General features: G+C 45.3%; 12 protein-coding genes. 10 read left to right on the top strand and 2 right to left on the bottom strand.

Annotation, left to right across the window (positions count from 1 at the left end):
* Nucleotides 1–12 precede the first annotated feature (12 nt).
* Both DWX43_RS11305 and DWX43_RS11310 read left to right on the top strand, forming a co-directional pair.
* Nucleotides 13–1,680, top strand: a complete 1,668-nt coding sequence (locus DWX43_RS11305; protein ID WP_109730546.1) for a glutamine--tRNA ligase/YqeY domain fusion protein — start codon at nt 13–15, stop codon at nt 1,678–1,680.
* 141 nt (nt 1,681–1,821) lie between these two features.
* A complete protein-coding gene (locus DWX43_RS11310) occupies nt 1,822–3,219 on the top strand; it encodes a PLP-dependent aminotransferase family protein (protein ID WP_118620342.1) in 1,398 nt (465 codons plus the stop codon).
* A gap of 69 nt (nt 3,220–3,288) precedes the next feature.
* On the opposite strand, the gene DWX43_RS11315 is transcribed toward DWX43_RS11310, so the two are convergent.
* A complete protein-coding gene (locus tag DWX43_RS11315) occupies nt 3,289–3,573 on the bottom strand; it encodes a hypothetical protein (protein WP_109730544.1) in 285 nt (94 codons plus the stop codon).
* A gap of 179 nt (nt 3,574–3,752) precedes the next feature.
* Between DWX43_RS11315 and cls the strand changes: the two genes are divergently transcribed.
* The 4 genes from cls to DWX43_RS26945 all read left to right on the top strand — a co-directional run bounded on the left by cls (nt 3,753) and on the right by DWX43_RS26945 (nt 8,502).
* Nucleotides 3,753–5,327 carry a cardiolipin synthase gene (gene cls / locus DWX43_RS11320; protein WP_118620343.1) on the top strand — a complete coding sequence of 525 codons (1,575 nt, stop codon included), beginning with the start codon at nt 3,753–3,755 and terminating at the stop codon, nt 5,325–5,327.
* Nucleotides 5,328–5,573: 246 nt separating this feature from the next.
* The gene (locus tag DWX43_RS11325; protein WP_109730542.1) at nt 5,574–6,851 is read left to right on the top strand and encodes an adenylosuccinate synthase; all 1,278 of its coding nucleotides are present in this window, start codon (nt 5,574–5,576) and stop codon (nt 6,849–6,851) included.
* Nucleotides 6,852–7,019: 168 nt separating this feature from the next.
* Nucleotides 7,020–8,138, top strand: a complete 1,119-nt coding sequence (locus DWX43_RS11330; protein ID WP_118620344.1) for a MerR family transcriptional regulator — start codon at nt 7,020–7,022, stop codon at nt 8,136–8,138.
* A gap of 199 nt (nt 8,139–8,337) precedes the next feature.
* Nucleotides 8,338–8,502 carry a hypothetical protein gene (locus tag DWX43_RS26945; RefSeq protein WP_181368620.1) on the top strand — a complete coding sequence of 55 codons (165 nt, stop codon included), beginning with the start codon at nt 8,338–8,340 and terminating at the stop codon, nt 8,500–8,502.
* A 4-nt stretch (nt 8,503–8,506) separates the two neighbouring features.
* On the opposite strand, the gene DWX43_RS11335 is transcribed toward DWX43_RS26945, so the two are convergent.
* Nucleotides 8,507–8,731, bottom strand: coding sequence for a hypothetical protein (locus tag DWX43_RS11335; protein WP_109730540.1), 225 nt, complete (start codon nt 8,729–8,731; stop codon nt 8,507–8,509).
* Nucleotides 8,732–8,948: 217 nt separating this feature from the next.
* On the opposite strand from DWX43_RS11335, the gene DWX43_RS11340 reads away from it, so the two are divergent.
* The 4 genes from DWX43_RS11340 to DWX43_RS11355 all read left to right on the top strand — a co-directional run bounded on the left by DWX43_RS11340 (nt 8,949) and on the right by DWX43_RS11355 (nt 12,208).
* On the top strand, nt 8,949–9,464 hold the full coding sequence (locus DWX43_RS11340; RefSeq protein ID WP_109730539.1) for an SEC-C metal-binding domain-containing protein: 516 nt from the start codon (nt 8,949–8,951) through the stop codon (nt 9,462–9,464).
* 66 nt (nt 9,465–9,530) lie between these two features.
* Nucleotides 9,531–10,199, top strand: coding sequence for a YdcF family protein (locus DWX43_RS11345; RefSeq protein WP_242995984.1), 669 nt, complete (start codon nt 9,531–9,533; stop codon nt 10,197–10,199).
* A 243-nt stretch (nt 10,200–10,442) separates the two neighbouring features.
* Entirely contained in the window at nt 10,443–11,039 is a 597-nt protein-coding gene (locus tag DWX43_RS11350) for a DUF2798 domain-containing protein (RefSeq protein ID WP_109730537.1), read from the top strand.
* A gap of 320 nt (nt 11,040–11,359) precedes the next feature.
* Nucleotides 11,360–12,208 carry an aldo/keto reductase gene (locus DWX43_RS11355; protein WP_118620345.1) on the top strand — a complete coding sequence of 283 codons (849 nt, stop codon included), beginning with the start codon at nt 11,360–11,362 and terminating at the stop codon, nt 12,206–12,208.
* Nucleotides 12,209–12,234: the final 26 nt, after the last annotated feature.

Raw genomic sequence — 12,234 nt, forward strand, 5'->3', positions numbered from 1 at the left:
GAGGAGGAAACTATGGCAAACGAGACAGTTTCAAAGAATTTTATTGAGCAGGAAATAGACAAAGATCTGGCAGAAGGTGTGTATGACCATGTCTGTACAAGGTTCCCGCCGGAGCCGAACGGGTACCTGCATATAGGACATGCCAAGTCCATTCTCTTGAATTATGGACTGGCACAGGAATATAATGGAACATTCCATATGCGTTTTGACGATACGAACCCGACGAAAGAGAAAGTGGAGTTTGTGGAATCAATTAAGGAAGATATTCAGTGGCTTGGGGCAGACTGGAAGGACCATCTGTATTTTGCATCCGATTATTTTGATCAGATGTATGAATATGCGGTGAAGCTTATTAAGAAGGGCAAGGCGTATGTATGTGACCTCTCACCGGAGGAAATCCGTGAATACAGGGGGACGCTGACGGAGCCGGGCAAGGACAGTCCCTACAGGAATCGTTCTGTAGAGGAAAATCTGGAATTATTCCAGAATATGAAGGATGGAAAGTACAAGGACGGGGAAAAGGTCCTGCGCGCGAAGATTGATATGGCATCTCCGAATATCAACATGAGAGACCCGATCATTTACCGTGTCGCACGTATGTCCCACCATAATACGGGGGATAAATGGTGTGTGTACCCGATGTACGACTTCGCCCACCCTCTGGAGGATGCGATTGAAGGAATTACACATTCCATCTGTACTCTGGAGTTTGAGGATCACAGGCCGCTGTATGACTGGGTAGTCAAAGAGTGTGAATTCGTCCAGCCGCCGAGACAGATTGAATTTTCAAAGCTGTACCTGACAAATGTTGTGACAGGGAAGCGTTATATTAAAAAACTTGTGGAAGACGGCATTGTGGACGGCTGGGATGATCCGCGCCTCGTATCGATTGCGGCCCTGAGGAGAAGGGGGTTCACGCCGGAATCGATCAAGATGTTCATTGACATGTGCGGCGTGTCCAAGAGCCAGAGTTCTGTCGATTATGCAATGCTGGAATACTGCATCCGTGAGGACCTGAAGATGAAGAAGCCGCGTATGATGGCTGTATTGGATCCGATCAAGCTTGTGATTGACAACTATCCGGAAGGAGAAGTTGAGTATCTCGATGTGGCTAATAATCTGGAGAATGAAGAACTTGGCAGCAGGAAGGTTCCATTCTGCAGGGAACTTTATATCGAAAGAGAAGACTTCATGGAAGAACCGCCGAAGAAGTATTTCCGTCTGTTCCCAGGCAATGAAGTCCGTCTGATGCATGCATACTTTGTAAAATGTGAAAGCTTTGTAAAGGATGAGGATGGGAATGTTACTGAGATTCACTGTACCTACGATCCGGAGACAAAGTGCGGAAGCGGATTTACAGGAAGAAAAGTAAAGGGGACGATCCACTGGGTACCGGCTCCTTATGCGGTAAAAGCGGAAGTCAGACTTTACGAGAACCTCGTGGATGAAGAGAAGGGGGTTTATAATAAGGAAGACGGTTCCCTGAACCTGAACCCGGATTCTCTTAAGATTTTGAAAGACTGTTATGTGGAGCCGAGTTTCGGTGATGCGAAGGCCTATGACAGTTTCCAGTTTGTCAGAAACGGTTATTTCTGTATTGACGCAAAAGATTCCGCACCGGACGCGCTTGTGTTCAACCGGATTGTTTCGCTTAAGAGTTCGTTCAGATTACCGAAATAAGGAAGCAAAAGTAAACAAGTATCGGGGCATTTCTCTCTGTTGGCAGCCTGCCGGACAGAGATGCTGCCCGGACAAAGAAAAGGGCAGGTCTTGAACAGAAAGAAGACCTGTCTTTTATCGTGAAACGGAGTGCCTGTCAGGATGAATGAGTTGACGATAAATCTCCAGCCCAAGTCGGAGATCCCTTTGTATGAACAGATTTATAACTATATTAAGAAAGATATCCAGTGTGGCCGGATCTTAAGTGGTGAGAAACTGCCTTCTACGCGGTCACTCAGCAAGTATCTGGAGGTGAGCCGCAGTACAGTGGAGCTTGCTTACGAGCAGCTTCTGTCGGAAGGCTATGTAGAGGCGGAGCCCTGCAGGGGATACTTTGCATCCCAGATTGAGGAATTGTACCAGCTTAAGCCGGCATCCGGGGAAATCGCTGCCGAGCCTCAAAAGGAGAAACGGGTGTATCCCTATGATTTTACGCCAAATGGGGTGGATCTGAAGAGTTTCCCATACAATGCATGGAGAAAATTATCGAGGGAGTGTCTGTTAGACGACAGGGCAGAGATGTTCCGACTCGGTGAACCACAGGGGGAATATGGTCTGAGAAGTGCGATATGCGGATATCTCCATCAGGCAAGAGGTGTAAACTGCCGTCCGGAACAGATTATAGTGGGAGCCGGGAATGATTATCTGCTGATGCTCTTAACGACCGTGATCGGGCAGGAACACAAGGTGGCCCTTGAGAACCCAACCTATAAGCAGGCATACAGGCTGTTTAAAAATCTGTCTTATGAAGTCTGCACTGTGGACATGGATGAGAAAGGGATGGAGATCGCGAAGCTCACGGCGTCGCAGGCAGACATCGCATTTGTCATGCCGTCCCACCAGTATCCACTGGGGATCGTCATGCCGATCAAACGGAGGATGTCGCTGCTGAAATGGGCAAATGAGCAGGAAGGGCGCTATATTATCGAGGATGATTACGACAGCGAATTCCGGTATAAAGGCAAACCGATTCCTGCACTCCAGGGCTATGACAATCATGATAAAGTGATTTATATGGGAACCTTTTCGAAATCGATTGCCCCTGCGATCCGTATGAGCTACATGGTTCTTCCCGGGCCCCTGCTGGAGCTGTACCGGGAGCGGAGCAGTTTCTTAAGCTCCACGGTGTCGAAGGTGGACCAGATGATTCTGGAGAAGTTTATCGAAGACGGCTATTATGAGAGGCATCTGAATAAAACAAGGGCACTGTATAAGAACCGCCACGACACCCTGCTCGGGAGCCTTAAGAATCTGCAGGACCGCTGTGAAATTTCAGGGGAAAACGCGGGCGTGCACCTTCTGCTCCATTTCAGGAACACAATGAAGGAGACAGAACTGATGGAGCGGGCGGCTGCGAGGGGAGTGAAGGTCTATGGACTCTCTGAATATTTTATCGGGCCGCATAAAAATGATCAGGCTACGATTCTTTTGGGATATGCCAATATGAATGAGGAAAAGATTCAGGAGGCGGTCAGGATACTGGACGAGGTCTGGCGTTAATACCGCGGTGGCAGAGGAAAAGAAAAACAGGATTGAGGAAAAACCTCAACCCTGTGATGATTACATAAACTATTCTTTTTCTTCAGCCGGAGCTTCAGCGGCTTCTTCCTTACCGGCAGGTTCCTCTGCTTTCGTATCGGAAGCGGCATCTGCCGTCCGTTTGAGCGGGACATATTCCCTATCTGCAACAGGCTGTAGATCACTGTCTAAGTCAAAATCTTCTTCTTCTGTAGAGTCCTGGGTGTCTTCACAACAACTGTCATTGCATCTGCCTTTACAGAAATATGCTATAATGAGGCCGATTGCAGAACCGATAGCTGCAAGACTTATGAACCATTTAAAAAACTTTTTCAATGAATAAGTCTCCTTTCTATGGGATAAATAACTGTAATTCTTTTCTATTGTAATACTTTTTGTTCATAATTACAATATTGGAAATTAAAATAAAGGTAACTGGTTGAAATGTAATAAGAGATAACATATCTGGACCAACGGAAATTTAACATCTGATAAAGGAGCGTGCACAAAGATATATGAATAATAAAACGGCAAATAAAGCAAAAAAACAGGCGAAGAAAGGCATTTTAAGTGTTGTATTCAGCCGGACTGCATTGATTTTTCTTCTGATACTGGTGCAGCTTTTGATGATGGTAGGAATCGCGACATTTCTGAGAGATTATATCATATACGTTTATAGTGCAATCAATATACTGGGGGCCGTAATCGTTATTTATATTATCAACCAGAGGGGAAATCCGGCGTTTAATATGACCTGGGTGCTGCTGATCCTGATATTTCCGGTATTTGGATGCCTGTTCTACATTTATGTCAAGTCACAGCTTGGTACAAGGTATATCGGCAAACGGCTGGCGAAGTTAAAGCTTGATACATATCCATATATGGAACAAAAGCAGGAGATCATCGACGACCTGAGGCTGAGTAAGCCTGCAAATGCCAATCTGGCACACTATATGAAGCACCAGCTCTGTTTCCCTACATATAGAAATACAAAAGCAACTTTTTTTGCCTGTGGAGAAGAAAAGTTCCCGGTGCTGCTTGATCAGCTTGAGAAGGCGGAAAAATTCATCTTTATGGAATATTTTATTGTAGGGGAAGGGTACATGTGGGATACGATTCTGGATGTACTGAAAAGAAAGGTGAAGGAGGGGGTGGAAGTTCGTTTCATGTATGACGGAATGTGCAGTATTTCCCTGCTTCCCTACAATTATCCGAAGACTATCCGCAAATATGGCATACAGTGTAAAATGTTCAGCCCGATCCGGCCAGTTTTATCCACAACACAGAACAACAGGGACCACAGGAAAATATGCGTTATAGACGGAAAGGTTGGTTTTACGGGCGGAATCAATCTGGCAGATGAATATATCAATAAAAAGGTCCGTTTCGGCTACTGGAAGGATACTGCAATCATGCTGGAGGGTGATGCGGTGCAGAGTTTGACGATGCTGTTTCTTCAGATGTGGAATGCGACGGAGCTGAAATACGGGGAGGAATATAAAAAATACCTGACCTCGATGTCACAGGAGCTTCACAGGGAACTTGGCTTCATGCTCCCTTACGGCGACAGTCCATATGATAACGAGGACGTCGGGGAAGAGGTCTACTTCCATATACTCAATCACGCGAAGAAGTATGTACATATCATGACACCGTACCTGATTCTGGACAATGAGATGATGGATACACTGACGAGAGCCGCCAAAAGCGGGATCGAGGTGGCAGTCATTATGCCGCATATCCCTGATAAATGGTATGCATTTGCCGTGGCAAAAACATTTTACCGGGAGCTGATAGAGGCAGGAGTACAGATATATGAGTTCACACCGGGCTTCGTCCATGCCAAAATATTTGTGTCGGATGATGACACAGCAACGGTAGGAACCATCAATCTGGATTACCGCAGTCTGTACCTGCATTTTGAATGTGGTGTATTCATCTATAACAACCCGGTCGTCAGAGACATTGAGGCCGATTTCCAGAAAACACTGAAGCAGTGCCAGCGGATCACGATCACAGATTTGAATAAGATAAGCCCGTTTATGATGATCTGCGGACGGGTATTACGGCTGATTGCCCCACTAATGTAACTGGAAGTGCACTTTTTCAGAGGGGTCTGACCCCTTTGGAGTTGCTCACGGCACGGTGTGAACAGTAACAAATATCAATCATATTTGGCAAAAAATCGGAAATAACGTTTTACATAATGAAAAAAGTATAGTATAATTCATAGGGCGGTTTGTTCAGCAGGAACAAGACCGCCGGAGTATTTCTGGTTCTCTCACGGATCAGGATGCGGATTGAAATAAGCGATAATGTACGCAGGAGGGTTTGAAATGGTAAAAGCAGTAGTAGGTGCTAACTGGGGCGATGAAGGAAAAGGCAAGATCACAGATATGCTTGGAAAAGAAGCCGACATCATTGTCCGTTTTCAGGGGGGAGCGAATGCAGGCCATACGATCATCAATGATTATGGAAAGTTTGCGCTGCATACACTGCCGTCTGGTGTATTTTATGACCATACAACCAGCATTATAGGTAATGGCGTGGCACTCGATATCCCTGTTCTGTTTAAGGAAATCCAGTCTATCGTTGACCAGGGGGTTCCGGCTCCTAAGATTCTGGTTTCTGACAGGGCGCAGATCGTGATGTCATACCATAAAAATTTTGACGCATATGAGGAAGAACGTCTGGCAGGCAAGTCTTTTGGCTCCACAAAGTCAGGTATTGCACCGTTCTATTCTGATAAATATGCGAAAATCGGTTTTCAGGTAAGCGAACTGTTTGATGATGATCTGCTGAAAGAAAAAGTTGTTCGTGTGGCAGAACAGAAAAATGTTCTGTTGGAGCATTTATACCACAAACCACTGATTAATCCTGACGATTTATATAAAGAATTACTGGAATATAAAGAGATGATCGCGCCATATGTATGTGATGTTTCTCTGTATCTTTACAATGCTTTAAAGGAAGGGAAGAATATCCTTCTGGAGGGACAGCTTGGTTCTCTGAAAGATCCTGACCACGGTATCTACCCGATGGTTACCTCTTCCTCTACCCTTGCAGCTTACGGCGCTATCGGAGCAGGAATCCCGCCGTATGAGATTAAGCAGATTATCACTGTATGTAAGGCTTATTCCAGCGCGGTAGGTGCTGGTGCCTTTGTCAGCGAAATCTTTGGCGACGAGGCTGACGAATTGAGACGGCGCGGTGGAGACGGTGGAGAATTCGGGGCGACAACGGGACGTCCGAGACGTATGGGATGGTTTGACTGCGTGGCTTCCAAATATGGCTGCAGAATGCAGGGGACGACTGACGTAGCATTCACAGTACTGGACGTACTGGGGTATCTGGAAGAGATTCCGGTATGCGTCGGATACGAAATTAACGGTGAAGTTACAACAGACTTCCCTGTGACACATCTTCTCGAAAAAGCAAAACCGGTACTCAAGACACTTCCGGGATGGAACTGCGATATCCGCGGGATTAAGAAGTATGAAGACCTTCCGGAGAACTGCAGGAAGTACATCGAGTTTGTTGAGCAGGAGATCGGATATCCGATCACATTGATCAGCAATGGACCGGGACGTGACGATATTATCTATCGTAAATAACCACAATTGTTAATAGTTTGAATTTATAATGAAAAACAGAACGCTGGGTGTGAAATGCACTGGAGTTCTGTTTTTTTTGCCTTTTTTGTGGTAATTACATGAAAACTATTGACCTTGAAGCAGGTTCAGGGATTACAATAAAGCCAGAAAGAGAGAGGAGGATGGCTTATGAAGATCAAAGATGTTGAGAAGTCTGTCGGGATCACAAGTGCCAATATCAGATTTTATGAAAAAGAAGGCCTGATCGCCCCGCGGAGAAATAATGATAATAACTACAGGGAGTACACAAAAGAAGATGTGGAGCGGCTGCAGCAGATAAAGTTTCTACGTGTATTGGGCGTTTCCGTTCAGGATTTGAGGCTGCTCTTCCAAGGAGAGTATGAGCTGGATGAAATCATTCAAAAACGGCAGGAGGAAATGGAAAAAGAAGCAGAACATCTCCATGAACTTCAGGAGGTCTGCAATACAATATTGAGAACAGGTGTAGATCTGGATCATCTGAATTTCTCCATTCTGGATGAAAAGAGTGCTGGTATAAGAGACCGGCTGGAGCAGGTATTGTACGAAGATGCGGCGGAAGTGGAAATCACAAAGGAGGAGTATTATCGCTATATATGGAAATGGCTGGCAGCGGCCCTGCTGCTGGATACAGTACTTTGTTATCTTTTCTCGGGAGTGATGGAAAAGATCCTATTAATGGGAAGCGCTGAAGTCCATCTGGGTCCGTCCATGATATATCTGGCGAGAGACTTTTGGATTGTTCCGGTTTTGTTGCTGCTCGCCGTGTTCACGGCACTGTCTACAATCTGGACGGCTAAAATGTGGGCACTGTATATGAATTTTATATTAGCGGCGCTGGAACTGCCTTTGTTTGTATTTACGCTGAAATGGATTGTCGATAAAGATTTGAGCGGTATTCGCTTCAAAAGTGCAGGATTATTTGCAGCAGCGGCCCTTTTTGTGGTCATCTTCGGACTGTGTCTGGACAGGTTTGAAAAAATGGACAGAAACTGCGGGTACGGTGCATTGGGAGCACTGGTCTATTCAGGGGGAATCGGCCTGTTGTACTACTTCAACGTGAAAGACTGGGTGTACTGGAGCGTACTCCTGCTGGCCTTTCTGATGTATATTTCCGTAACGACCGTGATGGGGAGCAGGGATAGGATTTCGTATACGAAGTTCGCGGGAATCGTTACGGCAATTAATACTGTTAACTTTGTCGCAGTGATGATTGCGGCCTATGGAAACACAAAAAGCTGGCGCAGGGACGGAAAAGTATTCCGATAGGAAAAATAAGAAATTAATAATATTTGATAATAGAAACTTTAGATTTCTTCCATAACTCTGACACAATTGAAAGGTACAATGAATTCATGCTGACGGGGATGAAAAAATGATTGCCAAATATCGTTTTTTTCAGCATATTTCAGGGTGAGTATTCATATAATAGTAAAGCTGAGGCTTATTAAGAAAAGGAGGTATTTTCATGCGTCAGAACAACAATGGAAGAACTCAAGAGATCATTTCGATGGAAGAATACCTGGTAAGAAGACAGGAAAAGAGAAGGGCTGAGATTGCCAGCGAACCAGCAGGCAAAAGCAGAGCAGCAGATATGAACGCCGCTCTGGAACTTGCACAGATGTACGTATAAGAGGTTACTGATCCTCATCTGGGTCATCCGGTCTTTTCTTTTGAGACAGACGATAAACTAAATTATAAGCATACAACAGAACGGGCAGTAAAATGGTAGCTGCGATGGAAGCCTTAAGCAGATCCATAGATGCAGAATGGTCAACAAAAGCGAAAATCAACGTACTGCCGTATAAACATATGAGAAGAACTGCGCCAATCAGGGCAAAAATGCGTTTAGATTTTTTCATAATAAATCCTTTCTATCCAATACATAATGTAAAGATAGATTTATTATAACTAAAAAGAGCGTGTATTTCAAACAGGAATTGAGGGAATGTACGCGAATGTGGTGAACTTTAATGTATTCCCGCTTCGCAGACTTCCCTCAAATTCATGTTTACTATCAGGAAATTTTGTTATATAATGGGAGCACGAGCGAAATTAAGATAAAAGGAGTTATATACAATGAGTGAGAAATGTTTATTAGATCAGTGGCGTGATATGGCCTACAACAAGGAACTTTCAAAGGACCAGCTGGAGCAGTTCTGGGGAACATATTTCAATATTGAAAAGGGAATTTACGAGCAGCTTCTGGATGCTCCTGATGTAGAAGTAAAAGGAACTGTAGAAGAACTGGCTAAGAAATACGGACAGGAAGTCCTGACTATGGCAGGATTTCTGGATGGAATCAATGACAGCCTGAAGGTTCCGAACCCGATTGAGACGATGGATGCGTCTACGGAAGTAAGTCTTGCATTTGACAAGGAAAAGCTGTACAAGAACATGGTTGATGCAAAAGCGGACTGGCTGTATGAACTGCCACAGTGGGACAATCTGTTTGACGAAGAAACGAAGAAACGCCTTTACCGTGAGCAGAAGCAGTCCGGTACGATCCGTAAGGAGAAGAAGATTGGAAGAAATGATCCATGCCCGTGCGGAAGCGGCAAGAAGTATAAAAAGTGCTGCGGGAAAAACGCATAACAGCTGATGAAGTTATATTTTTTCCTGACAGGATGTTTTTGTCTGATATATTACTTGATCCTATGTTTGTACTCGAGAAAATGGAATTCAACATTCACTGTTTTCTGGCCGCTTCTCGGAGCGGTGCACCTGATTCTTGGTTTTCTGCCTCTGGCGGGAGAAATCAGGAGGGGACTGGCCGTTTTACTAATACTGATATGGGCCGTGTTTCTGTTCGTTGAGGCGCAGATTATAAGGGTTATGTTTAAAAATCTCCAGGACTCTGTCCCGTATATCATTGTACTCGGGGCACAGGTGCGGGGAAGGCGGATTACGGATTCGCTGAAACGCAGACTAGATGCGGCCCTGATTTATCTGGAACAAAATCCGGAGACTAAGGTGATTGTGTCCGGCGGACAGGGGAAGGGCGAAGACATATCCGAGGCGGAAGCGATGGCTGGGTATCTGCAGTTACACGGGATTCGTGAGGAACGGATTATACACGAGGATACATCTACATCGACGTGGGAAAACATGAAGAACAGCAGCCGCATCATCGGGGACTTAGACTTAGGGACTGCAGTTGTGACGAATAATTTCCACCTATACAGGGCACTTCAGCTCGGGAAAAAGGTGGGATTTCAGAATCTATACGGGATCGCGGCAAGCTCCAGCCCGGTCTTCCAGATCAACTATCTTGTGAGGGAATTCTTTGGAGTCGTTAAAATATGGCTTTTAAAAGCAGCCGGGCGGTAGCATTCCTTCATCGCGGAAAGTGGTTGACAAATTTTGAGAAACTGTTAAAATATTAATGCAAACAGGAAATCGGTGTAATCTTCCGGCCAGACCGGAAACTGGTAACTATAGAAATAAGTCTGTAAGGCGTAGTCTATGAGCAACCCTCAAAGATTACCGCCTTTTTCTTTTTATTAAAAAAAATACTCCGCAGGCATGTCCGTCTGGCTCATTGCCCGCGGGAATAAAAGGAGGACTTATTTTATGCCAAAAACAAGATTACAGGGAATTTTATTTGGAGTGTTGATGTCCATTACAATGGCATATGGTATGGAAGTATACAATATAGCTGTAAAGATGGGCTATCATACCATGCCTGGCGGATTCAGCAATATGACAAACAGGGTATTTCTGGATGCACTGGTCGAGGCCGCATATATGTGGATTTTTGTATTCATTTTTTCAAACCTGTGGGGGAACCGGCTCGGACACAAACTTGCCGAACGGGTCATCCGCCACGGGCAGGATAATCCGTTCTATATCACGCTCATGATTTCGGGCTGTACCGTGCTGGTGATGTGCCCGACGATGAGTCTGGTTGCCGCAATTCTGTTTAATGTCATACTGGCACACGCACCAGTCAGCCAGCTTCCGGCCATATGGGCCGGGACCGTGATTAAAAACTTTCCGATGGCGCTGCTCTGGAACCTGTTCGCAGCAGGCCCTCTTACACGGCTGATCTTTAGGAATCTCATAAAGGCGGGCCGTATAGTGAGGGAAAGAAGAACACCGGGACTCGATTACGAAAATCTGGTTGACAAAAATAACCGTGATGTTATAATGGACCTAGATTCGAAATAGTAATAAATGAATGCGATGACGAGACGAGTAGAATGTGAAAGGATACAGAGAGGGAAAGCCCCGGCTGGAAGCTTCCTATCGTGGAAACATTTGAAAACTACCTCCGAGCGGCTGAAAACAGTCCGGTGATTCCGTTACCATCAACTATGAAGTGGTTCTGGCACATATCTGCCAGCTCAATTAGGGTGGAACCGCGAGGCTTTTGATGACTCGTCCCTTTCTGTATTTTTTACAGGGAGGGACTCTTTTTTATTTCATAGGCGAAACTTTATTTTTATTTCTTATTATAAAAATGAGCTTATCTTGAAAGGAGTGAGAATTTGAAAAGTATTTATGATAGTTTTGAATTGAATAATGGTGTAAAAATCCCCTGTGTCGCATTCGGCACCTATAAAGCGGCAGAAGGGAAGACTGCCGGGGTGATCGGTACCGCGATAGAGGCAGGATACCGATATTTTGATACGGCGTCTTTCTATGGAACGGAAGCATATCTGAAAGAGGCGATGGAAAACAGCGGAATTCCAGGGGACGAATTCTTTATTGCATCTAAGGTATGGAAGGATGAGATGGGGTATGAGAACACGAAGAAGGCGTTTTATGCCACACTGGACAGGCTGGGAACGGATTATCTGGATCTTTACCTGATCCACTGGCCGCTGCCCGAGCCGGGATACGCAGATTGGAAGGCACTGGATCTGGATACATGGAAGGCGATGGAGGAACTGTATAAGGAAGGGCTGATCCGTGCAATCGGGCTGAGTAATTTCCTGCCGCACCATATTGAGAATATCTGGCAGAACTGTGAGATATACCCGGCAGTGGACCAGATCGAATTCCATCCCGGATATTCACAGGAGGCTGTCCTTTCTTATTGTCAGGATAAGGGGATTCAGGTTCAGGCATGGAGCCCTCTGGGCAGGGCGCGCTTATCGGAAGAGTCCCTTATCCTTGAACTGGCAGAAAAATACGGGGTTTCTGCTGCCCAGCTCTGTCTCAGGTATGCACTCCAGAGGAATGTCATACCGCTTCCGAAGTCTTCCTCGATAGAGCGGATGAAACAGAATCAGGATATATTTGATTTCGAAATTACTGTGGAAGACATGTACAGGCTGGCAACAATGCCACAGACAGGATGGTCAGGAGAACATCCGGACAGGGAAAGAGTATAAAAAATAAAATAGGAAAAGAGAGGAAA

It is taken from the genome of Clostridium sp. AF19-22AC, assembly GCF_003479085.1.
GTDB classification, from domain to species: domain Bacteria; phylum Bacillota; class Clostridia; order Lachnospirales; family Lachnospiraceae; genus Faecalicatena_A; species Faecalicatena_A orotica.